Source organism: Mycolicibacterium peregrinum (assembly GCF_001665625.1).
In the GTDB taxonomy this organism is placed as follows: domain Bacteria; phylum Actinomycetota; class Actinomycetes; order Mycobacteriales; family Mycobacteriaceae; genus Mycobacterium; species Mycobacterium peregrinum_B.
In genome coordinates, this window is the sequence record NZ_LZSY01000179.1 from 62,478 (window position 1) to 85,122 (window position 22,645).

General features: G+C 67.9%; 24 protein-coding genes. 18 read left to right on the forward strand and 6 right to left on the reverse strand.

Annotated features, from left to right (window positions below):
• Window positions 1–16: 16 nt before the first annotated feature.
• Genes A5779_RS29015 through prcA form a run of 3 tightly spaced genes read left to right on the forward strand, consistent with a single transcriptional unit; the run spans window position 17 to window position 1,830 of the window.
• Window positions 17–211, forward strand: coding sequence for a ubiquitin-like protein Pup (locus tag A5779_RS29015; protein ID WP_055114885.1), 195 nt, complete (start codon window positions 17–19; stop codon window positions 209–211).
• 59 nt (window positions 212–270) lie between these two features.
• Window positions 271–1,068: a proteasome subunit beta gene (gene prcB, locus A5779_RS29020; protein WP_064887178.1), complete on the forward strand. Its 798-nt coding sequence runs from the start codon at window positions 271–273 to the stop codon at window positions 1,066–1,068.
• On the forward strand, window positions 1,069–1,830 hold the full coding sequence (prcA, locus tag A5779_RS29025) for a proteasome subunit alpha (protein ID WP_064887179.1): 762 nt from the start codon (window positions 1,069–1,071) through the stop codon (window positions 1,828–1,830). It abuts the gene before it with no gap.
• On the opposite strand, the gene A5779_RS29030 is transcribed toward prcA, so the two are convergent.
• Complete coding sequence (locus A5779_RS29030) at window positions 1,819–2,532, reverse strand: SDR family NAD(P)-dependent oxidoreductase (protein ID WP_064887180.1); 714 nt, start codon at window positions 2,530–2,532, stop codon at window positions 1,819–1,821. The genes prcA and A5779_RS29030 overlap by 12 nt on opposite strands.
• Window positions 2,533–2,556: 24 nt before the next feature.
• Here A5779_RS29030 and A5779_RS29035 point away from each other — a divergent pair, with 24 nt between their 5' ends.
• Window positions 2,557–3,213, forward strand: coding sequence for a TetR/AcrR family transcriptional regulator (locus A5779_RS29035; RefSeq protein ID WP_207549134.1), 657 nt, complete (start codon window positions 2,557–2,559; stop codon window positions 3,211–3,213).
• Here A5779_RS29035 and A5779_RS29040 read toward each other — a convergent pair.
• Window positions 3,145–3,582, reverse strand: coding sequence for a hypothetical protein (locus A5779_RS29040; RefSeq protein WP_064887182.1), 438 nt, complete (start codon window positions 3,580–3,582; stop codon window positions 3,145–3,147). The genes A5779_RS29035 and A5779_RS29040 overlap by 69 nt on opposite strands.
• Window positions 3,583–3,663: 81 nt before the next feature.
• On the opposite strand from A5779_RS29040, the gene A5779_RS29045 reads away from it, so the two are divergent.
• On the forward strand, window positions 3,664–4,347 hold the full coding sequence (locus tag A5779_RS29045; RefSeq protein WP_064887183.1) for a TetR/AcrR family transcriptional regulator: 684 nt from the start codon (window positions 3,664–3,666) through the stop codon (window positions 4,345–4,347).
• Here A5779_RS29045 and A5779_RS29050 read toward each other — a convergent pair.
• Complete coding sequence (locus A5779_RS29050) at window positions 4,327–5,451, reverse strand: baeRF11 domain-containing protein (RefSeq protein ID WP_064887202.1); 1,125 nt, start codon at window positions 5,449–5,451, stop codon at window positions 4,327–4,329. The two genes, A5779_RS29045 and A5779_RS29050, sit on opposite strands and share 21 nt — an antisense overlap.
• Window positions 5,452–5,596: 145 nt before the next feature.
• Here A5779_RS29050 and pafA point away from each other — a divergent pair, with 145 nt between their 5' ends.
• The 7 genes from pafA (at window position 5,597) to A5779_RS29085 (ending at window position 14,034) form a co-directional block, all read left to right on the forward strand.
• Window positions 5,597–6,955 (forward strand): Pup--protein ligase, encoded by a 1,359-nt coding sequence (pafA, locus tag A5779_RS29055; RefSeq protein ID WP_088304178.1) that lies wholly within the window; start codon window positions 5,597–5,599, stop codon window positions 6,953–6,955.
• 18 nt (window positions 6,956–6,973) lie between these two features.
• Entirely contained in the window at window positions 6,974–7,963 is a 990-nt protein-coding gene (locus A5779_RS29060) for a helix-turn-helix transcriptional regulator (protein ID WP_064887184.1), read from the forward strand.
• A gap of 103 nt (window positions 7,964–8,066) precedes the next feature.
• The gene (locus A5779_RS29065) at window positions 8,067–9,071 is read left to right on the forward strand and encodes a helix-turn-helix transcriptional regulator (RefSeq protein ID WP_064887185.1); all 1,005 of its coding nucleotides are present in this window, start codon (window positions 8,067–8,069) and stop codon (window positions 9,069–9,071) included.
• 30 nt (window positions 9,072–9,101) lie between these two features.
• On the forward strand, window positions 9,102–9,353 hold the full coding sequence (gene tatA / locus A5779_RS29070) for a Sec-independent protein translocase subunit TatA (RefSeq protein ID WP_055114862.1): 252 nt from the start codon (window positions 9,102–9,104) through the stop codon (window positions 9,351–9,353).
• Window positions 9,354–9,429: 76 nt separating this feature from the next.
• On the forward strand, window positions 9,430–10,386 hold the full coding sequence (gene tatC / locus A5779_RS29075; protein ID WP_064887186.1) for a twin-arginine translocase subunit TatC: 957 nt from the start codon (window positions 9,430–9,432) through the stop codon (window positions 10,384–10,386).
• Window positions 10,376–13,174, forward strand: a complete 2,799-nt coding sequence (locus tag A5779_RS29080; RefSeq protein WP_064887187.1) for a DEAD/DEAH box helicase — start codon at window positions 10,376–10,378, stop codon at window positions 13,172–13,174. Before tatC ends, A5779_RS29080 begins: the two co-directional genes overlap by 11 nt.
• A 38-nt stretch (window positions 13,175–13,212) precedes the next feature.
• Complete coding sequence (locus A5779_RS29085) at window positions 13,213–14,034, forward strand: DUF4333 domain-containing protein (RefSeq protein ID WP_064887188.1); 822 nt, start codon at window positions 13,213–13,215, stop codon at window positions 14,032–14,034.
• Between the two features lie 57 nt (window positions 14,035–14,091).
• Here the strand turns inward: A5779_RS29085 and A5779_RS29090 are convergent, their stop codons facing one another.
• Together A5779_RS29090 and A5779_RS29095 are read right to left on the reverse strand one after the other, a co-directional pair.
• Window positions 14,092–15,051 carry a 5'-3' exonuclease gene (locus tag A5779_RS29090; protein ID WP_064887189.1) on the reverse strand — a complete coding sequence of 320 codons (960 nt, stop codon included), beginning with the start codon at window positions 15,049–15,051 and terminating at the stop codon, window positions 14,092–14,094.
• Window positions 15,048–15,908, reverse strand: a complete 861-nt coding sequence (locus A5779_RS29095) for a hotdog fold domain-containing protein (RefSeq protein ID WP_064887190.1) — start codon at window positions 15,906–15,908, stop codon at window positions 15,048–15,050. Before A5779_RS29095 ends, A5779_RS29090 begins: the two co-directional genes overlap by 4 nt.
• 86 nt (window positions 15,909–15,994) lie before the next feature.
• Between A5779_RS29095 and A5779_RS29100 the strand changes: the two genes are divergently transcribed.
• Window positions 15,995–17,122 carry a M24 family metallopeptidase gene (locus tag A5779_RS29100; RefSeq protein WP_064887191.1) on the forward strand — a complete coding sequence of 376 codons (1,128 nt, stop codon included), beginning with the start codon at window positions 15,995–15,997 and terminating at the stop codon, window positions 17,120–17,122.
• A gap of 7 nt (window positions 17,123–17,129) precedes the next feature.
• On the opposite strand, the gene A5779_RS29105 is transcribed toward A5779_RS29100, so the two are convergent.
• Window positions 17,130–17,555, reverse strand: coding sequence for a F420-dependent biliverdin reductase (locus A5779_RS29105; RefSeq protein ID WP_055114847.1), 426 nt, complete (start codon window positions 17,553–17,555; stop codon window positions 17,130–17,132).
• Between the two features lie 35 nt (window positions 17,556–17,590).
• Between A5779_RS29105 and A5779_RS29110 the strand changes: the two genes are divergently transcribed.
• Genes A5779_RS29110 through A5779_RS29130 form a run of 5 tightly spaced genes read left to right on the forward strand, consistent with a single transcriptional unit; the run spans window position 17,591 to window position 22,641 of the window.
• Complete coding sequence (locus A5779_RS29110; protein ID WP_064887192.1) at window positions 17,591–18,367, forward strand: decaprenylphospho-beta-D-erythro-pentofuranosid-2-ulose 2-reductase; 777 nt, start codon at window positions 17,591–17,593, stop codon at window positions 18,365–18,367.
• 28 nt (window positions 18,368–18,395) lie between these two features.
• Window positions 18,396–19,571 carry a bifunctional cobalt-precorrin-7 (C(5))-methyltransferase/cobalt-precorrin-6B (C(15))-methyltransferase gene (locus A5779_RS29115; protein ID WP_064887193.1) on the forward strand — a complete coding sequence of 392 codons (1,176 nt, stop codon included), beginning with the start codon at window positions 18,396–18,398 and terminating at the stop codon, window positions 19,569–19,571.
• Window positions 19,568–20,323, forward strand: a complete 756-nt coding sequence (gene cobM / locus A5779_RS29120) for a precorrin-4 C(11)-methyltransferase (protein ID WP_064887194.1) — start codon at window positions 19,568–19,570, stop codon at window positions 20,321–20,323. Before A5779_RS29115 ends, cobM begins: the two co-directional genes overlap by 4 nt.
• Window positions 20,323–21,054: a cobalt-precorrin-6A reductase gene (locus A5779_RS29125; protein ID WP_064887195.1), complete on the forward strand. Its 732-nt coding sequence runs from the start codon at window positions 20,323–20,325 to the stop codon at window positions 21,052–21,054. Before cobM ends, A5779_RS29125 begins: the two co-directional genes overlap by 1 nt.
• Before the next feature lie 27 nt (window positions 21,055–21,081).
• Entirely contained in the window at window positions 21,082–22,641 is a 1,560-nt protein-coding gene (locus A5779_RS29130; RefSeq protein ID WP_064887196.1) for an adenylate/guanylate cyclase domain-containing protein, read from the forward strand.
• Window positions 22,642–22,645: the final 4 nt, after the last annotated feature.

Below are 22,645 nucleotides of genomic sequence, written 5' to 3' on the forward strand. Positions count from 1 at the left end.
ATTGCAGGAGGCAGCGATGGCTCAAGAGCAGACCAAGCGTGGCGGTGGCGGCGGCGAGGATGACGACCTCCCGGGTGCATCCGCTGCCGGCCAGGAGCGTCGCGAGAAGCTGGCTGAAGACACCGACGATCTGCTCGACGAGATCGACGATGTGCTGGAAGAGAACGCAGAAGACTTCGTGCGCGCATACGTCCAAAAGGGCGGCCAGTGACCTGGCACGAAAACCTGTCTCTTTCCCGACCCACTCTCTCCGGTACCCAATCTGTAGCCATGGACCTGTCGTCTTTCTCTGAACTGCTGCGTCGTCAGGCTCCCGAACTGTTGCCGGTCAACCGTGTCGCCGACGGCGTCATCAACCCCACCAACGCAGTGCCGCACGGGACCACCATCGTCGCGATCAAATACCCCGGAGGGGTGCTGATCGCCGGTGACCGCCGGTCGACCCAGGGCAACATGATCGCCGGCCGTGACGTGCAGAAGGTGTACATCACCGACGACTACACCGCGACGGGCATTGCGGGCACCGCGGCCATCGCCGTGGAGTTCGCCCGGCTCTATGCGGTGGAACTCGAGCACTACGAGAAGCTCGAAGGCGTCGCCCTGACGTTCCGCGGCAAGGTCAACCGCCTCGCCATCATGGTGCGCGGCAATCTCGGTGCGGCACTGCAGGGTTTCGTGGCCCTGCCGTTGCTGGTCGGATACGACATCGACGCGGCCGACGCCGAGAACGCCGGCCAGATCGTGTCCTTCGACGCCGCAGGTGGCTGGAACATCGAAGAAGAGGGCTACCAGTCCGTGGGGTCCGGGTCCATCTTCGCCAAGTCATCGATCAAGAAGCTCTATCCCGGTGTGGTGGATGCGGATTCGGCGCTCCAGGTGGCTATCGAGGCGCTGTACGACGCGGCCGACGACGACTCCGCCACCGGCGGGCCCGATCTGGTGCGCGGGATCTATCCGACCGCGGTGACCATCGGTGCCGAGGGTGCCGTGGAGATCACCGAGGAACGCATCGCCGAGCTGGCCCGCGAGGTCATCGCGCGCCGGACCCGGACGGGCGGTGAGGGGTAAATGAGCTTCCCGTACTTCATCTCGCCTGAGCAGGCGATGCGTGAGCGCTCCGAACTGGCGCGCAAGGGCATCGCCCGCGGCCGCAGCGTCGTGGCGCTGGCGTACGACAGCGGTGTGCTGTTCGTGGCGGAGAACCCGTCGCGGTCGCTGCAGAAGGTCAGCGAGCTCTATGACCGGGTCGGCTTCGCCGCCGTCGGGCGATTCAACGAGTTCGACAACCTGCGGCGCGGCGGCATCCAGTTCGCCGACACCCGGGGGTACGCCTACGACCGCCGCGACGTCACCGGCCGTCAGCTGGCCAACGTCTACGCGCAGACGCTCGGCACCATCTTCACCGAGCAGGCCAAGCCCTACGAGGTCGAGCTGTGCGTGGCCGAGGTGGCGCACTACGGCGAGACGAAAGCCCCTGAGCTGTACCGGATCACGTATGACGGATCGATCGCCGACGAGCCGCATTTCGTGGTAATGGGCGGGACCACCGAGCCGATCATCACCGCATTGAACGAGTCGTACGCGGAGAACGCCGACCTGGGTGCAGCGGTCAAGATCGCCGTGAAGGCGCTGAGCGCGAGTGGCAATGGCTCTGAGCCTCGGACGCTCGGTCCCGCGACGCTCGAGGTGGCCGTTCTCGATGCGACCCGGCCGCGTCGGTGCTTCCGTCGGATCACCGGTGCTGCGCTGGAAGCGCTTCTGCCCGAGGCTGTTTCGGACAAGCCGGCTGCTGAAGAGCCGTCGGAGAAGCCGAAGAAGTCAGGAAAGTAGGTTGATCACCGCTTCGGCCTCGGTGCCGTCGCGGTAAAGACCCCACGCCTGTTCTGCCAGTTCGTCGGGATTTATCGTCGGCAGCTCGGCGTCACCCGCCATCGCCCGGTGAATGTCACCGCGCTCGATGAGTCCGCCGATGGTGATGGTGCCGGCATAGACGCCGACGGGGCGGAGGGCGGCGTGCAGGGTGATCGCATAGTTGCGTAATGCCGCTGCCGCGAGTGCCATGCCACCGAGTGGGGGCATCGGTACCACGCTGCTCAGCCCGCCGGCGAACAACAACCCGCCGCTGCCGCGTTCACGCATCTCGGGCAGGAGCTGACTCGCGAAGTCGACTGCGGGCACCACGCTGTTCAGCGCCGCCCGGGCGCCGCTGGCATCGAGATCGGCGATGTCTTCGGTGGGTGCCGTTTCGAATGCGGCCGGCCCGTAGTAGCCGACGTCGATGCGTCCGAAACGCTCGCGCACCGCACCCAATGTCGCCGTGAGTTGTTCCGGATCGTTCGCATCGGCCACGTAGGCGGCGGCCTCGACGCCGTTGCCGGTCAGGGCTTCCAGATAGTCGGGATGGCGCGCGGGGGACCGCGAGATCAGGGCCACGCGGTGTCCGGCGGCACCGAATCGCTGAGCAATCGACAACCCGAGGCCGGGTCCGACGCCGAGTACCGCCAAGACCGGGGACGAATAAGTTGAGGTCATACTCAACTTACTAGCATAAGTTGAGTGACCCCTCAACTTCGCTATGCTGACGGCATGTCGGCGATGCGCGCAGATGCGATCCGCAATCGGGACCGTTTGGTGGCTGCGGCCGCCGAGCTCTTCACCGAACGGGGCGTCGATGTCCCCCTCGACGAGATCGCCCGTGCCGCCGGCGTCAGCATCGGCACGCTCTACAACCATTTCCCGAATCGCGGGGCACTCCTGGATGTGGTGCTGTCCGACCGGTTGGCCGTCATCGACCGGTTGGCGCGGCAGGCGCTCGACGACGCCGACCCGTGGCGGGGATTCGCCGCATTCCTCGACGGACTGTTCACGATGCAGGCGTCCGACCGCAGCATCAACGAGGCGGTGGCCAGAAATCCGGTAGGTGCTGTCGACGTCGCGGGCGAATGTGGCCGCGCCGGTGGGCTTCTCGAAGCTGTGGTGGGCCGGGCCAGGGATGCCGGTGTGCTGCGTGCCGACTTCGGTGCCGATGACCTGGCCACGTTGATGTGGGCCATGTCGAAGGTGATCGCGATGGCCGACGGTGACGACGCCGTATGGCGGCGCCACCTGGGATTCGTGCTGGACGGACTGAAGAGTGCGGCCGGCTCACCGGCCGTCGGCGCTCTCGGGGCGCCAGCCGACGTAGGTGAACCACAATCCCATCGCGGTGAGTAGTAGGAAGAAGCACCGCGCGGCCATCAGCAGCCCGGGGCCGGTCACGGTGGCGTCGGCGCCGGATTCGATGGCCGACGGGATGGCCATCATGGCGGCTCCGCGCAGTGCGACGAACCAGCCGAACAGGGAGATCAGCACCGCCGTCACGCTGTACCAGTACTGGTGGAAGGCGATCACGACCAGTCCCATCAACAACATGGCGGCGCCCAGGATCCAGGGCAGGGTGCCGCTGGTGAACAGGTCGCTGAGCAGGTCCTGCAGGGTGGGCAGCCGGATCGCGATGATCAAGGTGGCGACGGCGACGAAGGGCCCGAGGACCCGGGCGAACGCGCGGGTGCGCTGCCGGGCCTGCGGTGTGGATTGAGGCATGTGCGGCTCCTGATGGATAAACCGACCGACGGTCTATTTTTAGGCTAGGCTCGGACTGCGCCCAACGTCAATGGAGGATGCGTGGCACGCCAGGTGAACCCCGCCGAATACGCCGCCCGGCGTCGGGAGATCCTCGATGCCGCCCTGCAGCTGATGCACGACAAGGGCTACGAGGCCATGACCATCGAGGATCTGCTGGCCGAACTGCAGATCTCGAAAGGCGCGCTGTACCACTATTTCCGCTCGAAGCGGGCATTGCTCGAGGGGGTTATCGAGCAGATGGGCGAGACCGCCACCGCCCGGTTGGCCGGCATCGTCGAGGACCCGGACCGCAGTGCACTCGACAAGATGCACGCCTACTTCGATGCGTCGCGGGCCTGGAAATCGGAGAGTGCCACAGAGGTGGCAACGCTGATCCGGTTGTGGCACGACGAGAACAATGCGCTGTTGCGGCAGAAGATGACCCAGGGCTCGATGCACACCACCGCACCCATGTTGGAGTCGATCATCCGCCAGGGGTGCGACGAAGGCGTCTTCCACACGGACTACCCGCACGAGGCCGCAGGCATCATCACCGGCATGGGGCTCCATCTGGCCGATGCGTTCATCGACGCCATTGCGGCAGACGGCGCCGTGGGTTCCGACATCAGCGGGCCGAATGCGCAAAAGGTGGTGGGTGCCTACCTGCAGGCCTTCGAACGCATCCTCGGTGCACCCGCCGGGTCACTGCACGGGCCGGCGTCGTCAGCTCAGGGGGAAACGTAGCTTGGCGACCGCAGTCTGGTTCCAGATGCCGGCGGTGATCTCGTCGGGCCGGACGGCGTAGGCCGCGCCGCCGTTGTCGAGTACCGTCACCGCGGCTCGGGACAGGACGTCGTAGCCGGAATCGTCGTAGTGCAACGCTCCGGTGGCCGCTTCGATCCGGCCCACCACATCGACGGTGAAGTTGTACACCAGCGTGTCCACCGCCCCGGCCGACGCGGCCCGGGTGATATCGCCTAGATCGGTGGCCACCAGTCCCTTGCTGATGTCGTTGCCCAACTCGTCGACCCAGGCGCTGGCCTGCTCGGCGTTCAGGGCGGGCAGCGACTCACGGATGGCGCCGTCGATCTGATCGGGCCGCAGCTGGTCCGCCGCACCGGGCACTGCCACGATCTGGCGTTTGTGGTCGAGGCCGCGATACATGTCGAGCAGCGGGTCCGTCGCGAACAGGTACAGCGGCCGCGTCGACGACGGATCGAGCTGTCCCAGTTCGTCGTCCACCGCATCGGCGACCCGCTTGGCGTACTGCTCCAGCAACAGCTTCTTGCCCTCGTCACCGACCAGGCGCCGCACATGCCCCCGGTCGCGCACCGTCGCGCGGTTGGTCGCGTCGGCGACGTCGACCGCGTACTCGCCGGTGAGCTCCAACTCCTCGGCTCGCGTGCTGGCGGTCGCCTGCCACAGGTTCCAACCGTCCGCGGACAGTGTCAGCGCATACGCCTCCTGCGGTGTGGTGACCGCCCGGACCAGCTGGCCGATGTCGAAGTAGCTGCCCACCTGCAGCTGGCTCTCCAGGGCGTTGGGCAGGACGTAGACCTCATGGAAGTCGTCGGCGATGAAGATGGCCACCGAACGGGACAGACTCAGCCACAGTTCCGATTCGGCGATCTCGTTCCACCGTGATCGCAGCTGTTCCTCCACGGCGTGGCGCGCCCCGGACTCGCGGATGGTGCGCAGTGCCCGGTCCACTGCGCTCTTCGCCGTGAGCACGCTCTTGTCCCGCTCGTCCGGTCCCGGTGCGGTTTCCGCATAGACCGTGATGGCGTTCTCATGGGGCTCGCCAAGGCGGATCAGGTCGGCAACATCGGGCAGTTCGTAGCGGGTCATCACCACTCCTTTGCGCGGACTCCTTTCCGACCATCTTCCCGTGACTTGGAGTGACCAGGGCCAAAAGTCCCAGATCGGTGGCGCCACGAACACAATGACGGTGCTTGCCCACCGTTACTGTGAACCACCCCGTAAGCTCGTTAGCGTGCAGCGACGAATCATGGGCATCGAGACGGAATTCGGTGTGACCTGCACGTTCCATGGCCATCGCCGGCTCAGCCCCGACGAGGTTGCCCGCTATCTGTTCCGGCGGGTCGTGTCGTGGGGCCGCAGTTCCAACGTCTTCCTTCGAAACGGCGCCCGGTTGTATCTCGACGTGGGTAGCCACCCCGAGTACGCGACCGCCGAGTGTGACAACCTGACGCAGCTGGTCACCCACGACCGCGCCGGTGAGCGTGTGCTGGAGGATCTGCTGATCGACGCCGAGCAGCGCCTGGCCGACGAGGGCATCGGCGGCGACATCTACCTGTTCAAGAACAACACCGACTCGGCGGGCAACTCCTACGGCTGCCACGAGAATTACCTGATCGTGCGGGCCGGTGAGTTCTCCCGGATCTCCGACGTGCTGCTGCCGTTCCTGGTCACCCGCCAGCTCATCTGCGGTGCGGGCAAGGTGTTGCAGACGCCCAAGGCCGCCACCTTCTGCCTGAGCCAGCGCGCCGAGCACATCTGGGAGGGCGTCTCCAGCGCGACGACGCGCTCCCGGCCGATCATCAACACCCGCGACGAGCCGCACGCCGACGCCGAGAAGTACCGCCGGCTGCATGTCATCGTCGGCGACTCCAACATGTGCGAGGCCACCACCATGCTCAAGGTGGGCACCGCCTCGCTGGTGCTGGAGATGATCGAGGCCGGCGTCCCGTTCCGGGATTTCTCCCTGGACAACCCGATCCGGGCCATCCGCGAGGTCAGCCACGACCTGACCGGTCGTCGTCCGGTGCGGCTGGCCGGCGGGCGGCAAGCCAGCGCCCTGGACATCCAGCGGGAGTACTACAGCCGCGCCGTGGAGTACCTGCAGACCCGCGAGCCCAGCACTCAGATCGAGCAGGTGGTCGATCTGTGGGGCCGCCAACTCGACGCGGTCGAGAGCCAGGACTTCGCGAAGGTCGACACCGAGATCGACTGGGTGATCAAGCGCAAGCTGTTCCAGCGCTACCAGGATCGCTACAACATGGAGCTGTCCGACCCCAAGATCAGCCAGCTCGACCTCGCCTACCACGACATCAAGCGCGGTCGTGGGGTGTTCGACCTGTTGCAGCGGAAGGGACTGGCGTCCCGGATCACCACCGACGAGGAGATCGACGCCGCGGTCAACACCCCGCCGCAGACCACCCGAGCCAAGCTGCGTGGCGAGTTCATCAGTGCGGCACAGGAAGCCGGACGGGACTTCACCGTGGACTGGGTGCACCTCAAGCTCAACGACCAGGCTCAGCGCACCGTGCTGTGCAAGGATCCGTTCCGATCGGTCGATGAGCGGGTCAAGCGCCTGATCGCCAGCATGTGAGCTTTAAGCTTTCATCCCGTGGCGGTATCCAAAGTCGAGCGGTTGATAAATCTTGTCATCGCCTTGTTGTCCAGCGATCGCTTCCTGCCTGCCGACAAGGTCCGCAACATCGTTCAGGGCTACGAGGACAGTCCCACCGATGAGGCGTTCTCCCGCATGTTCGAGCGCGACAAGAACGAACTGCGCGACCTCGGGATCCCGTTGGAGACGGGGCGCGTCTCGAAGTTCGACTCGACCGAGGGCTACCGCATCAACCGCGACGAGTATGCGCTGCCCGCGGTCCAACTGACAGGTGATGAGGTGGCGGCGGTCGCAGTGGCCACGCAGCTGTGGCAGTCGCCCGAGTTGATCACCGCGACGCAGGGGGCGCTGCTGAAGCTGCGTGCCGCCGGTGTGGACGTCGATGCCGACGGGGTCGGTGTCGCCATTGCGTCGACTGCGACGCTGCCCGGGCTGCGCGGTTCTGAAGAGGTATTGCGAATCCTGTTGGCGGCGATCGACTCCGGGCATGCGGTGCGGTTCCGGCACCGCGCCTCGCGCAACGCCGAACACACGAGCCGCAACGTCGAGCCCTGGGGCGTCGTGACCCATCGCGGCCGGTGGTACCTGGTGGGGCATGACCGGGACCGCGACGACACCCGTACTTTCCGTCTATCCCGCATCGATCCCGACGTGAGCACCGAGGGGCCGGCCGGGGCAGTGGCCAAGCCCGTGGGGTTGAACCTGCGCGACATCGTCGCCCGCGCGGTCGCCGAACAGCCGACGGGGGAGCAGGCCAGGGTGTGGATCGCCGGCGGACGTGCCACCGCGCTGCGCCGGCAGGCCATCGAGACCGTGCCGCGCACGCTGGGCGGGCGCGCAGGGGAGGAGATCACCGTCGACATCGGAATGTCGGACCGGCTGGCCCGTGAGATCGCCAGCTACGGCGTCGATGCGGTCGCGCTGGAACCACCGTCGTTGCGTGAGGATGTGGTGAGCAGGTTGCGGGCGCAGGTGGCGCAGGCATGAGGGTCAGCGAGGAGCCGGAGGCGGATCGGCGCATGAGGGTCAGCGAGGAGCCGGAGGCGGATCGGCGCATGAGGGTCAGCGAGGAGCCGGAGGCGGATCGCGCATGAGTCAGGTCTCGACCCGGCTGGTCCGGATGCTCAACATGGTGCCGTATTTCCAGGCCAACCCGAAGGTGACCCGCGACGAAGCAGCGGCCGCACTGGGGGTTACCCGCAAACAGCTTGATTCCGATCTCGAGCAGCTCTGGATGTGCGGGCTCCCCGGCTACAGTCCCGGCGATCTGATCGACTTCGACTTCGAAGGCGACACAGTCGAAGTCACGTTCAGCGCGGGCGTCGACCGCCCGCTGCGCCTGACATCCACGGAAGCCACCGGCATCCTGGTGGCGTTGCGGTCGCTGGTCGACGTTCCAGGGATGGTGGATCCGGAGGCCGCACGCAGCGCCATCGCCAAGATCGAATCCGCGGCGGGCACCCAGCGCGCGGCCCTCGAGGAATCCGGTTCCGGGGAGAGCGTGCCCCAGGAAAACGGGGCGGCCGCGGCGGTTCGCGCTGCCGTGCGTGACGCCCGCGCGCTGACCCTGGAGTACTACTCGGCGTCGCGTGACTCGCTCACGACCCGCACGGTGGACCCGATCCGCGTGGTGCTGATCGGTGACAACAGTTATCTGGAGGCGTGGTGTCGGACCGCCGAGGCAGTCCGGATGTTCCGGTTCGACCGGATTGTCGCGGCCGAGCGTCTCGCCGATCCGTCGGCGCCACCGTCGCCGGCGGTGCAGGCCGGCACCGACACCTCGCTGTTCGATCCCGACACCGCCGACCCGTCATTGCCGTCGGCCACCCTGCTGATCGACTGCTCCGCCTCGTGGATGTTCGACTACTACCCGTTGCGGGTGGTCAATGAATTGCCCGACGGGGCGTGTGAGGCAGTGATGACGTACGCCTCGCCTGAGTGGATGGCCCGCTTCCTGCTCGGATTCGGTTCGGCCGTGCGGGTGTTGGACCCGCCCGACCTCGCCCAGCGGGTGCAGGAATCTGCCGGTGAGGCTCTGCGCGTCTACGACGCGGTGGTGCCGCACGCCGACGACGCCGACGACACACGCGCGTAGACTCAGCACAGACGTCTGGAGGTAACCAAATTGGGTGGTCTACAACCCTGGCACTGGATCATTGTCATCGCGGTGTTCGTGCTGCTTTTCGGCGCCAAGAAGCTGCCGGATGCGGCCCGGTCGCTCGGTAAGTCGATGCGGATCTTCAAGTCGGAGATCAAGGAGATGCAGTCGGATTCTTCCGGGTCTTCGGCCGACGCGCCGCAACCGGCGAAGCCGATCACATCCGAGCGGGTCGAGGCTCCCGCCCCGGAGCAGTCCCCGGATCGCCACACGGCCTGACCGGTCCGGCAATCGATCGCGGTCATCGCCCCGCGATGCCGTGTCGCGTCTACGACCAGGCCTTTAGAACACGCCCGTGACCTCCGGATTCATCAAGAAGCTCGATCCCCGCCGCCGCCGTTCGCGGGTCAACCCCGACGGCACGATGTCGTTGGTCGACCACCTGCACGAACTGCGCAACCGTCTGTTGATCGCGGTGGCCGCAGTGCTGGTCACCACCATCTTCGGATTCCTGTGGTACACCCACGGATTCTTCGGCGTGCACAGCCTGGGCGAATGGCTGCGCGGTCCTTACTGTTCGCTGCCGGATTCGGCCCGGGCGACCATCGCCCCCGACGGTGAGTGCCGGCTGTTGGCGACCGGTCCGTTCGACCAGTTCATGCTGCGCCTCAAGGTGGCGCTGGCGGCCGGCCTGGTGATGGCCTGCCCGGTCTGGCTGTACCAGCTGTGGGCGTTCATCACCCCCGGCCTGTACAAGAAGGAACGCCGGTTCGCGATGGCGTTCGTCGGCGTCGGCGCGGTGTTGTTCATCACCGGCGCGGTACTGGCCTACGTGGTGCTGGCCACCGCCCTCGGCTTCCTGCTGACCGTCGGCAGTGACGTACAGGTCACCGCGCTTTCAGGCGAGCAGTACTTCGGATTCCTGATCAACCTGCTGCTGGTGTTCGGCATCAGCTTCGAATTCCCGTTGCTGATCATCATGCTCAACCTCGTCGGCATGCTCACCTACGAGCGGCTCAAGTCGTGGCGTCGCGGACTGATCTTCGGGTTGTTCGTGTTCGCGGCGTTCGCCACCCCCGGCTCGGACCCGTTCACCATGCTGGCACTGGCCTGCGCGCTGAGCCTGCTGCTGGAGTTCGCCATCCAGGTCGCCCGGATCAACGACAGACGCAAGGCCCGGCGCGAGGCTCTGGAGGTGCCGGAAGACGAGGCCGCGCCGATCCCCACGGTGGAGCCCGTTCCGAGGCCCGACCCGGTAACAGCGCCGGACTCGGGGGCATCGCGGATCGACATCGACGACGATGCCACCTGAGTCGGGTGACCAGAACGGTGGCGAACTGACCAAGTTCACCGCCGAATACCCGTTCGCACTCGACGATTTCCAGCTCCGCGCCTGCCGCGCCCTGGAAAGCGGCCACGGCGTACTGGTATGCGCGCCCACCGGGGCGGGCAAGACCGTGGTCGGCGAGTTCGCCGTGCACCTGGCGCTGGCCGCCGGCGGCAAGTGCTTCTACACCACACCGATCAAGGCGCTCAGCAACCAGAAACACAACGACCTGGTGACCCGCTACGGCGCGGACAAGATCGGACTGCTCACCGGCGACCAGTCCATCAACGGGGACGCCGACATCGTGGTGATGACCACCGAAGTGCTTCGCAACATGCTGTATGCGAATTCGCCTGCACTGCACGGACTTTCCTACGTCGTGATGGACGAGGTGCACTTCCTGGCCGACCGGATGCGCGGGGCGGTGTGGGAAGAGGTGATCCTGCACCTGCCCGAGGAGGTGCTGCTGGTCAGCCTGTCGGCCACCGTCAGCAATGCCGAGGAGTTCGGTGGCTGGATCCAGACCGTCCGCGGCGATACCACCGTCGTCGTCGACGAACACCGGCCCGTCCCGCTGTCGCAGCACATGCTCGTCGGCCGGCGGCTGTTCGATCTGTTCGAGGGCACCGGAAGCACTGGCGGAGCCGCCCCGGCGGCGACATCAACGTTGGTCGACCCGGACCTGTTGCGCCACATCAGCCATCGGCGTGAGGCCGACCGGCTGGCGGACTGGGAACCACGGGGCCGTGGACGTGGTCGGGGCGGTGGTCGTCCCCAGCTGTACCGGCCGCCCAGCCGGCCCGACGTCATCGCCACCCTGGACGCCGCGGGGCTGCTTCCCGCCATCACCTTCGTATTCTCGCGGGCCGGCTGCGACGCGGCCGTCCAGCAGTGCCTGCGTGCCCCACTGCGGCTGACCACGGACGAGGAACGCGGCCGGATCTCCGAGATCGTCGACCGACGCTGCGCCGACCTGGCCGAATCCGACCTGATCGTGCTCGATTACCACCAGTGGCGGGAAGGCCTGCTGCGCGGCCTGGCGGCCCATCACGCCGGCATGCTGCCGGTGTTCCGGCACACGGTGGAGGAACTGTTCACCGCAGGGCTGGTCAAGGCGGTGTTCGCCACCGAGACCCTGGCGCTGGGGATCAACATGCCCGCCCGCACCGTGGTGCTCGAGCGGCTGGTGAAGTTCAACGGCGAGCAGCACGTCCCGTTGACGCCGGGGGAGTACACCCAGCTGACCGGGCGGGCGGGGCGCCGCGGCATCGACGTCGAGGGCCACGCCGTGGTGTTGTGGCGGCCCGACGACAGCAACGCCGAACCTGCCGAGGTCGCCGGCCTGGCGTCGACTCGAACCTTCCCGTTACGCAGCTCGTTCGCCCCGAGCTACAACATGACGATCAATCTGGTGCAGCAGATGGGGCCCGAACAGGCCCACAAACTGCTGGAACGGTCCTTCGCCCAGTACCAGGCGGACCGGTCGGTGGTCGGATTGGTGCGCGGGATCGCGCGCGGTGAGCGGATGATGGGCGAGCTGGCAGCCGAACTCGGTGGTAAAGACGCGCCGATCCTCGACTACGTCCGGTTGCGGGCCAAGATCGGTGAGCGCGAGCGTGCACAGTCGCGGGCTTCACGCCTGCAGCGACGCAAGGCGGCCACTGACGCCTTGGCCGCGCTGCGCCGTGGCGACATCATCACCATCACCCAGGGGCGCCGCGGCGGGCTGGCGGTCGTGCTGGAGGCGGCCCAACGCGACAGTGACGACCCGAGACCGCTGGTGCTGACCGAACATCGTTGGGCCGGCCGGATTTCGTCGGCCGACTATTCGGGCGCCTCGGCGCCGCTGGGCGCGATGACGCTACCCAAGCGGGTGGAGCACCGGCAGCCGCGCGTGCGCCGGGACCTGGCGTCGGCATTGCAGTCGGCCGCGGCCGACCTGTCGTTGCCCTCGGTCCGCGCGGGCCGGCGCGCCGCTGCCCCCGAACGTGACGTAGATCCCGAACTTGCCGGCCTGCGTGACGAATTGCGGGATCATCCGGCACATCAACAACCGGGCCGGGAAGCGCAGGCCCGGATCGCCGAACGTTATCTGCGCATCGAACGGGACAACGCGCAGATTCAGCAGAAGGTGAACGCGGCGACGAACTCGCTGGCCCGCACCTTCGACCGGATCGTGGCGCTGCTCAGCGAACGCGGCTTCATAGAAGCGGACAATGCCGGCGAACTCAAGGCGGATCTCAGGGTCACCGACGCCGGTCGGCTACTCGCCCGGATCTACAGCGAGAGCGATCTGCTGGTCGCCGAATGCCTGCGCGGCGGTCAGTGGCAGGGCCTGCAGCCGGCGGAACTGGCCGCGGTGCTCTCGGCCGTCCTGTTCGAGTCGCGGGGAGACGCTGCGGGCGGTGTGCTCGGTGTCGACATTCCCACTGCCGGCCTGCGCCGCGCGCTGGCGCAGACCCGGCGGATCTCGGCGGACCTGCGGGGCGACGAGCAGCGCCACCGGCTGGCCCCGAGCCGGGAACCCGACGAAGGATTCGTCACCGCCGTCTACCGCTGGGCCACCACCGGTGATCTGGCAGCCGCCCTGGCCGCCTCCGACGTCGGGTCGGGTTCGGCGCTTTCGGCGGGCGATTTCGTGCGGTGGTGCCGCCAGGTGCTCGATCTGCTCGACCAAGTCCGTAATGCCGCGCCGCAATCCGCCTTGCGCAATACCGCGAAACGCGCTGTCAACGATGTTCGGCGCGGCGTTGTTGCTGTTGATGCGGGGTAGGGTGTCTGGGGCGACACCGAACAGGATCAAGGAGAACCATGAGCGGACCGCAGGGACCTGACCAGGGACAACCATCGTCCGGTCAGCAGCCTGAGCCCGGGGCGGACCAGGCGGCCGGCGCCGAGGCGTGGCAGCCGCCGGCTCCCGCCTCCGAGGACGCCTCGACCAACGCTCCGGCCTGGCAGCCCCCGGCGTACACACCGCAGCAGTATCCGTCGTACCCGCCGCAGCAGGGTGGGCAGCAGCCGGACTATTCGCAGCCGCAACAGCCCCAGCAGCCGCAGTACCCCGGGCCTGAGCAGTACGCCCAGCAACAGGCGTACCCGCAGCCCGGCCAGCAGCCTCAGTACGGCCAGGTGCCCGGTTATGGACAGCAACCCCCGTACGGTCAGCCCGGACAGCCGGGTCAGCCCGGTCAGCCAGGCCAGTTCGGTCAGCCTGGGCAATACGGTCAACCGGGCCAGTACGGTGCGCCCGGCCAGTTCGGTCAGTACGGCATTCCAGGTGCCGAGCAGGGCTCGAAGGCATCCCTCGGAGTGATCGGTGGCGTCGTCGGCGGCGTTCTCGCCGTCATCGTGCTGGTGGTCTGCATCCTCGGTTTCTGGAAGCCGGGCTTTTTCGTCACGACCAAGCTCGACATCAACAAAGCCCAGAGCGGCGTCGAGCAGATCCTCACCGACAAGACCAACGGCTACGGCGCCACCAAGGTCACCGGCGTCAAGTGCAACGACGGCGAAAACCCGACGGTCGAGAAGGATTCGACCTTCGACTGCGAGGTCACCATCGACGGCACCAAGCGCAAGGTGACGGTGACGTTCAAGGACGACAAGGGCACCTACGAGGTCGGTCGACCCAAGTAGGCCCTCCCGCTAGATAGGCCCCCAACGGCGCGGATCAGTGGCCGCCACCTCGCGCGATCAGCCGGGCAGTCGGTCCAGAGCCGCCTGCAACCGGCTGATCGACGAGGTCACGCCGTACGCTGCGGCCAGTTCGGCGACCCGCGCCGGGTCACCGGCGGCCAACGGCAACTCATCGGTCGCGCCGGACAACGTCACCGGAGCGTCTGTGGCCACCCGCACCACCGGTTCGGCCGCGGCCATATAGTCGGCGGCGGCCACCAGCTTGGCCCGATGTGCTTTGGACATTGACGATTTCGGGTCTTGAGCGGCTTCCTGGATGCCCACCAGCGAACCATGCCGGGCCAGTAGCGTCGCGGCCGTCTTCTCGCCGATCCCGGGAACCCCGGGAAGACCGTCGGACGGGTCACCTCGCAGCAGGGCCAGCTCCGCGTATGCCGGCCCGGCCCGGTCGATCGGTACCCCGTACTGCTCGGCCACTTCCATCGGGCCGAACTTCGTCGCCTTGGCCAGACCGCGGCCGATGTAGAGCACACGGACCGCGGGGACCGGCTCATCGCGCACGAGTTGCAGCAGGTCACGATCGCCGCTGACCACCACCACGGGATCATGCTGCTCGCGGGTGGCCAGCGTGCCGAGCACGTCGTCAGCCTCGTACCCGGCCGCTCCGGCGGTCGCGATGCCGAACGCGTCGAGCAGGTTCATGATCATGTCGACCTGCGGGGTGAGATCGTCGGGGACCTCTTCGACGTCAGGGATTCCGTCGGGCTGGGGCTCTTCGACCCGATGAGCCTTGTACGACGGCACCAGGTCCACGCGCCACTGCGGCCGCCAGTCGTCGTCGCGGCACACCACCAGCCGGCGTGGCCGCTCCCGGGTCACCAGCGTGGCAATGGAATCGAAAAACCCGCGCACCGCGTTCACCGGCCGGCCATCGGGCGCCTTGATCGACGACGGCACGCCGAAGTACGACCGGAACCACATGCTGGCGCCGTCGAGCAGCAGAACAGGGTCGCTCATCGGGTTTCCTCCATCCGACCGAAGACATAGGACGCGGCAGTGACGGCTTTGCCGTCGGCACCCTCATCGTGCAGGGTCGCCCGCACCGCGATGGTGCCATCCGCTCCGGACAGCACCTGGGTGTCGACCCGGAACGGGCCGGCCTTGCCGCGAGCCAGGAACATCACATGCGACGAAAGGCCTTGCAGTGCCTCGGTATTTGCCGCGCCTGCGGCGGCGTCGGCCGCGGCCGCCTCCAGGATCACGAACTGCGGCCCGATGTGCAGCGCGGCGTCCGGTGAGGCGACCTCGACTGCAAGTTCCGGCAGCGCCCAGTGTCCGTCGGTGCGTTTGGTCCCGCCGAACACCTGCCACAGCGGCGGCAGATCCGGACCGTCGACGATGCCGATCGGGTCCACCGGCATCTTCTCGAGGCCCTCCGGTGGCACGCCGATCGAGATGCCCTGGCCCTCGGTGAGCGCGATGACCCGGTCCGGATTGTCGGCGTCGACGATCACCGACCGGCTGTAGGCCAGTTGCCTGCCCTGCTTGAGCACTTCGGTGTCCACCCGGATGCGCGTCACATCGCGCGCCGGGTCCAGCACCTGGCAGGAATGGATGACCGGATTGGGCACGGCCTCCAGATCGCTCACGCCGCCACTGTCCGGGGAAGAGATGCCCAGCACCGCGAGCAGCACTCCGCCGGTTGGGTTGCGCATGTCGCGGCGCAACGTCACCGTGTCGTCGACCGGGCCCAGATCCATCGAAGAGTACGAGCGCCCGAGGTAGCGGTAACTCAGCAGGCCGCCCCAGCGCCGGCGCAGCTCGGCAGCGTAGGCCTCGGGATCGTCGGTGAGATCACGGATATCACGCAACATTCCAGCGACAGTAGCCGGTGCGAGGTGGCGCCCTGGACGGACACTCGGACGGACACCGGGGCGACGCAGCGATTAGCCTCGACCCCATGACCGTCAGCCGATTCAGCACCGATGTCTACGCCCACCGTCTTTCGGCGGCCGCGTCAGCCGCCGCGGATGCCGGCCTGGCCGGTCTGGTCATCACACCGGGATATGACCTGCGGTATCTGGTCGGCTCACGGGCGCAGACCTTCGAGCGGCTGACCGCACTGGTCCTGCCTGCCACAGGCGATCCGACCATCGTGGTACCGCGCCTCGAGCTGGCCGCGTTGCGGGAATCTGCGGTCACCGATCTCGGTGTGACGGTGTGTGATTGGGTCGACGGCCAGAATCCCTACCAGATGGTGGCCGAGGCACTGGGCGGAACCGGCGTGAAGACAGCGGTCACCGACTCGATGCCCGCGCTGCACCTGCTGCCCCTTGCCGACCTCCTCGGGGTCGTCCCGGTGCTTGCCACCGACGTGCTGCGGCGGCTGCGGATGATCAAGGACCCGGCCGAGATCGACGCGCTGCGCAAGGCAGGCGCGGCGATCGACCGGGTGCACGCCCGGGTGCCCGACTTTCTGGTGCCCGGCCGTACCGAGGCTGACGTTGCCGCTGACATCGCCGAAGCGATTGTGGCCGAAGGGCATTCAGAGGTGGCGTTCATCATCGTCGGCTCCGGCCCCAACGGCGCCGACCCACACCACGAATGCTCGGAACGCGAGCTGAGCGCCGGTGACGTCGTCGTCGTCGACATCGGCGGTCCGTACGAGCCCGGCTACAACTCCGACTCGACCCGCACCTACAGCATCGGCGAACCGGATCCCGAGGTGGCGCGGCGCTACGCGGTGCTGCAGCGCGCCCAGCAGGCGGCCGTCGCGGCGGTACGCCCCGGCGTGACCGCCGAACAGATCGACGCGGCCGCCCGCGACGTGCTGGCCGCCGAAGGGTTGGCCGAGGCTTTCGTCCACCGCACCGGACACGGCATCGGACTCTCCGTGCACGAAGAGCCCTACATCGTGGAGGGCAATGATCTGCCGCTGGAAGCCGGGATGGCGTTCAGCGTGGAGCCCGGCGTGTATTTCCCGGGGCAGTGGGGCGCGCGGATCGAGGACATCGTGGTGGTCACCGAAGACGGCGCAGAATCGGTCAACAACCAACCGCACGACCTCGTCGTGGTGCCGGTGAACTAGCCGGGAACTAGCCCTCGCTGCGGTCCAGCAGCTCCGAGGAGCCCAGCACGCGCTCGATCCGTACCTCGATCACCACACGGCGGGGATTCACCCGCGGGGTGCGGTAGCGCTGGGCATACCGAAGCTCGGCGTCGCGGACCGCGTCGGGCTCGCTGCTCACCGTGGACTTGCCCTCCAGCGACAGCCAGCGCGCACCGTCGACCTGGCTGAGGACTGCGATGCCACGCTCGTGCGCGTTCACCGCCTTCTGCGAACCACCGTTGGTGATGACCCGCGCGATGTGGGTCTTCGGGTCGAAGGTGAAACCCACCGCCACGACGTGCGGGGAGTTGTCCGAGCGCAGCGTGGTGAGCATCGCCAGGTGACGTTCGGTGAGGAACGCCAATGCTTCGCTGGTGAGCTTGGTGGTTGCCCTGCCACGAGATGTAGCCATCGGGGTCCACGCTAGCGCAGGACATAATCGCTGCCATGGAGGACACAGCAGACACGGCCGGGATTACCGGCACGGATCCCCGTGTCGTGGTGATTTTCGGGGGTCGCAGCGAGATCGGTGTCGAACTCGCGGTTCGGCTCGCCGCCGGGGCGGTCGTGGTGCTGGCGGCCCGCCGCACCGATCAGCTCGTCGAGCAGGTTGCGGCGGTGCAGGCGGCCGGTGCAGCGGCGGTGCACACCGCCGAGTTCGATGCCGACGACGTCGCGGGTCACGCCGGTGTCGTCGACGCGGTCGAAGCCGCGCACGGACCGATCGGCACCGCCGTGCTGGCCTTCGGGGTGCTGGGGGATCAGGACCGGGCCGAGGTCGACGCGGCCCATGCCGTGGCTGTCGTACACACCGACTACGTGGCCCAGGTCGGCCTGCTCACCGTGCTGGCCCAGCGCATGCGTGCCAGGGATCGGGGTCGGCTGGTGGTGTTCTCCTCGATCGCCGGCGCCCGGGCCCGCCGCGCCAACTACGTCTACGGTTCGGCCAAGGCCGGACTGGATGCGTTCGCCTCCGGGCTCACCGATGCCCTGCACGAGACCGGTGTCCAGTTGTTGATCGTGCGACCCGGGTTCGTGATCGGCCGGATGACCGAGGGGATGGAGCCGGCGCCGTTCTCCAGCACGCCGGCTCAGGTGGCCGAGGCCGCGGCCAAGGCGCTGCACAAGGGCAAGCGCGCAGTGTGGGTGCCGTGGGTGATTCGGCCGATGATCTTCGTGACGCGGTTCGTGCCGCGGCCGATCTGGCGCAGGTTGCCCCGATGAGCCGCTTGCGCGAAGAGAGAAGGCCCCGATGACGATCACGGTGGTCGGCATCGGGGCCGACGGGATGGCGGGGTTGTCGCAGACCTCGCGTGACGAGTTGGCGACCGCCACCGTCGTGTACGGCTCACCACGGCAACTGGAGCTGCTCGACGACAGCGTGACGCGGGACCGGCGCGAGTGGCCGTCGCCGATGCTGCCCGCGCTGCCGACGCTTTTCGGTGACGCCGATGTGCACGTGGTGGCGAGCGGGGATCCGCTGCTGCACGGCATCGGCGCGACGCTGATCCGGTTGTTCGGGGCGCAGCGGGTGCGGGTGCTGCCGCACGTGTCGAGCGTGACGCTGGCCTGCGCCCGGCTGGGCTGGACGGTGCCCGACACCGAGGTGATCAGCCTGGTCACCGCCCCACCACACACCGCGGTGCGGCGTGGCGGCCGGGCGGTGGTGCTGTCGCGCGACGCGCAGACTCCCACCGTGCTGGCTCGGCTGTTGAGCGAATCCGGCCGGGGGGATTCGGAATTGACCGTGCTTGAGCAACTGGGCGGGCCGGGGGAGCGCCGCCACGACGGCCTCGCCCGGGACTGGGCGACGACACCGCCGGCCGGAATCGACGACCTCAACGTGATCGCGGTGGCCTATCTTCCCGACGAGCGCCGGGCTCAGGCGCTGCCGGACGAGGCGTTCGCCCACGACGGCCAGCTGACCAAGCAGTCCATCCGAGCCGTCACCCTGGCCGCGCTGGGACCCCGGCCCGGGGAACTGCTGTGGGATGTCGGCTCGGGCTCAGGCAGCATCGCGATCGAATGGTCGCGTAGCGCAGTGGGATGCACGGCGATCGCATTCGAGCGGGATGAGCAGCGACGGGACCGGATCATGGGCAACGTCACGGCGTTCGGGGTCCGGGTGGACGTGCGCGGTGGTGCGCCCGAGTCGCTCGACGGTGCGCCCGATCCTGACGTGATCTTCATCGGCGGCGGCGTCACGCAGCCCGGGCTGCTGCAGGCGTGCTTCGACCGGCTGCCCTCAGGTGGGCGCCTGGTGGTCAATGCCGTCACGCTGGAATCTGAAGTAGTTGTTGCGCAATGGTATTCGAAGGAAGGCGGCGAGTTGCGGCGTTATCAGCACTACCAGGGCGGTGCGATCGGCGGATTCACCGGCTGGCGTCCTGCGCTGCCGGTGACCCAGTGGGCGGTGGTCAAGCGATGACGGTGTACTTCATCGGCGCCGGCCCCGGCGCGGCCGATCTCATCACCGTGCGCGGCGCCAAGCTGCTCGGTAGCTGTCCGGTGTGTCTGTACGCCGGGTCGATCATGCCCGACGATCTGCTGGCGCTGTGTCCGCCCGACGCCAAGGTCGTCGACACCGGTCCGCTGAACCTGGACCAGATCATCGACGAGTTGGTGGCCGCGGAGCACGCGGGTTTCGACGTGGCCCGGCTGCATTCCGGCGACCCGTCGATCTACAGTGCGCTGGCCGAACAGTGCCGCAGGCTCGACGAACTGGGCATCGGGTACGAGATCGTGCCCGGCGTGCCGGCATTCGCCGCGGTGGCCGCCGCCCTGGGGCGCGAACTCACCGTTCCCGGCGTGGCCCAGACCGTCACCTTGTCCCGGGTGGCCACCTTGTCCACGGCGATGCCCGACGGTGAGGACCTGCGCACGCTGTCGGCCCCGGGCGCGACGTTGGTGCTGCACCTGGCCGCCGCCCAGATCGACAACATCGTCCCGCAGCTCCTCGACGGCGGATACCGACCCGAAACACCCTGTGCGGTGGTGGCATTCGCGAGCTGGCCGCAGGAGATCGTGCTGCGCGGCACGCTCGCCGACATCGCCGAGAAGATGCACGCCGCCGAGGTGACCAAAACCGCGGTCATCGTCATCGGCGATGTCCTTGCCGCGGAAGGGTTCTCCGACAGCTACCTGTACTCGTCGGATCGGCGCCGCGGGGCCACCCACTGATGAAAGTCCTTCTGCTCGGTGGCACCGGCGAGGCGCGGGCCCTGGCCGCCGTTCTGCACCCAGACGTCGAGGTGATCAGCTCGCTGGCCGGGCGGGTCCCCGACCCGGCGCTGCCGGTCGGTCCGGTACGCATCGGCGGGTTCGGCGGTGTGGAGGGAATGCGGCGATGGCTGGTCGACGAGGGTGTCGAGGCGGTTGTCGACGCCACCCATCCCTTCGCCGCCACCATCACCGCGCATGCGGCACAGGTGTGCGCCGAACTCGGCGTGCCCCATCTGGTCCTGGCCCGGCCGGCCTGGGCGCCAGGGTCGGCAATCGTGGTGGGATCGGACACCGAAGCCGCCGAAACCGTGACGGGTAACGGCTATTCCCGGGTCTTTCTCACCACCGGCAGATCCGGCACCCGGGCGTTCAAGGACGTCGACGCCTGGTTCCTGATCCGCGCCGTCACCCCGCCCGACTCCGACACGCTGCCTGCCGATCATGAACTGCTGCTGTCCCGCGGTCCGTATGACTACGACGGGGAACTGGCGCTGCTGCGGGAGCACCGCGTCGATGCGTTGGTGACCAAGAACAGTGGCGGCGCGATGACCGAGCCCAAACTGCGGGCGGCCGAGTCGGCGGGCGTGGCGGTGGTGATGGTGGACCGCCCGGCACTCCCGCCCGGCGTGCAGACGGTCGCCACGGTCGAGGAGGCTGCGAGCTGGGTTAGGGCCAAAACCGCAGGCTGAGGTGCCCTGCAGCAGTAGGCTCCGAACGTGGCGGAGACGTCATATGCACCGTGCGGCGGTCTGAGTCTCGCCTACCAGGTATTCGGAGACGGGCCCGTCGACCTTGTCTACGCCGGTTCGTTCGTCAGCCATCTGGAGCTGTTCTGGACGATGCCCGAGTTCGAGGCCTTCATGGAGCGGATCTCGACGTTCTGCCGCGTCCTGCTGTACGACAAGGCCGGCGTCGGGCTGTCGGACCCCGTCCCGCAGGTACGCACGCTTGACGAACGGGCGGCCGAGATCGAGGCCGTGATGGATGCCGCAGGGTTCGGCCGTGCCGTGCTGTTCGGGTTGAGCGAGGGCGGACCCGCGGCGATGCTGTTCGCGGCGACCCGGCCCGAACGGACCCAGGCCCTGATCCTCGCCGGCACCTTCGCGTACTTCGGTATCACCCAGTGGGCTGACTTCGACAGTGACCCGTCCGAGCTGCACGCCCGGATCTTGACCGAGATGGGCGAGGAATACACGCCCTCGACCCGGCAGCTGGCCACCTTTCAGGAGTTCGGCCGCGCCAGCACCTCGCAGTGGGGCACCGGTGCGGCACTCAAACTGCTGCTCCCGGACGCCGGTTCGGTGCGCCAGCTCGGGATGGTGGAGCGGATGAGTGCCAGCCCGGGAATGGCCCGGGCCACGCTGGGGGCACTGTTCCGGATCGATGTGCGGTCGGTCCTGTCGACGATCACGGCGCCGACTCTGGTCATCCACGCCACCGGCGATCTGGTCCCGATCCAGGGCGGGAGGTATATCGCCGCCCGCATCCCGGGTGCGCGGCTGTTGGAGGTGGACGGCACCGACCATGCGCCCTGGATTGCCAACCCCGACGAGATCACCAGCGAGATCGAGGGATTCCTCACCGGCAGCCATGCTGCACCGTCGCAGTCCCACCGGGCGCTGCGCACGGTGCTGTTCACCGACATGGTGGCCTCCACCCAACACGCCGCGGCCACCGGTGACGAGCGGTGGCGGGCGGTGCTGCATCGGATGGGGGAGATCACCACTGACCTGACCGGTCGATTCGGTGGTGTCGTGGTGAAGAGCACCGGTGACGGACACCTCGCCACATTCGACGGTCCCACACAAGCGATCCGCTGCGCCGAGGCGCTGCGCGATCAGACCGAGACCATGGGCATCGAGATCCGCGCCGGCATCCACACCGGCGAATGCGAACTGCTGGACGGCGATATCGGGGGAATCGCCGTCCACATCGCGGCGCGCATCCTCGGGTTGGCCGGCGCGGGGGAGATCCTGGTGTCGAGCACCGTCCGCGATCTCGTCGTGGGCTCGGGAACCGGCTTCCAGGACCGCGGCGACGTCGAGCTACGTGGGGTGCCGGGCACCTGGCGGCTCCTCGCGGTCGATCGCCACGGTGCGCGGGCCGGAACGCCCGAAGCGGAGCTGTCCTCGGTACCCACTCCTGGTCCGAGGCCCACGATGCGTCGATCGGACCAGGCCATGGCGGTGATGGCACGGCGGATGCCTCGGATCGTGCGGGGAATCGCCCGCGTCACCCCTGGCACCCGGGTCACCGGACCGCCGGTCAGGCGTTGATCAG

Bases quoted from the DNA above. Each gene is read 5' to 3' on its own strand.
- A5779_RS29040 (WP_064887182.1), bottom strand. From the start codon at position 3,582: ATGCCTCAATCCACACCGCAGGCCCGGCAGCGCACCCGCGCGTTCGCC.
- A5779_RS29090 (WP_064887189.1), bottom strand. From the start codon at position 15,051: ATGAGCGACCCTGTTCTGCTGCTCGACGGCGCCAGCATGTGGTTCCGG.
- A5779_RS29085 (WP_064887188.1), top strand. From the start codon at position 13,213: ATGAGCGGACCGCAGGGACCTGACCAGGGACAACCATCGTCCGGTCAG.
- A5779_RS29080 (WP_064887187.1), top strand. From the start codon at position 10,376: ATGCCACCTGAGTCGGGTGACCAGAACGGTGGCGAACTGACCAAGTTC.
- A5779_RS29095 (WP_064887190.1), bottom strand. From the start codon at position 15,908: ATGTTGCGTGATATCCGTGATCTCACCGACGATCCCGAGGCCTACGCT.
- A5779_RS29015 (WP_055114885.1), top strand. From the start codon at position 17: ATGGCTCAAGAGCAGACCAAGCGTGGCGGTGGCGGCGGCGAGGATGAC.
- prcB (WP_064887178.1), top strand. From the start codon at position 271: ATGGACCTGTCGTCTTTCTCTGAACTGCTGCGTCGTCAGGCTCCCGAA.
- A5779_RS29115 (WP_064887193.1), top strand. From the start codon at position 18,396: ATGACGATCACGGTGGTCGGCATCGGGGCCGACGGGATGGCGGGGTTG.
- A5779_RS29065 (WP_064887185.1), top strand. From the start codon at position 8,067: ATGAGTCAGGTCTCGACCCGGCTGGTCCGGATGCTCAACATGGTGCCG.
- A5779_RS29030 (WP_064887180.1), bottom strand. From the start codon at position 2,532: ATGACCTCAACTTATTCGTCCCCGGTCTTGGCGGTACTCGGCGTCGGA.
- cobM (WP_064887194.1), top strand. From the start codon at position 19,568: ATGACGGTGTACTTCATCGGCGCCGGCCCCGGCGCGGCCGATCTCATC.
- A5779_RS29110 (WP_064887192.1), top strand. From the start codon at position 17,591: ATGGAGGACACAGCAGACACGGCCGGGATTACCGGCACGGATCCCCGT.
- A5779_RS29125 (WP_064887195.1), top strand. From the start codon at position 20,323: ATGAAAGTCCTTCTGCTCGGTGGCACCGGCGAGGCGCGGGCCCTGGCC.
- A5779_RS29100 (WP_064887191.1), top strand. From the start codon at position 15,995: ATGACCGTCAGCCGATTCAGCACCGATGTCTACGCCCACCGTCTTTCG.
- prcA (WP_064887179.1), top strand. From the start codon at position 1,069: ATGAGCTTCCCGTACTTCATCTCGCCTGAGCAGGCGATGCGTGAGCGC.
- A5779_RS29105 (WP_055114847.1), bottom strand. From the start codon at position 17,555: ATGGCTACATCTCGTGGCAGGGCAACCACCAAGCTCACCAGCGAAGCA.
- A5779_RS29050 (WP_064887202.1), bottom strand. From the start codon at position 5,451: ATGACCCGCTACGAACTGCCCGATGTTGCCGACCTGATCCGCCTTGGC.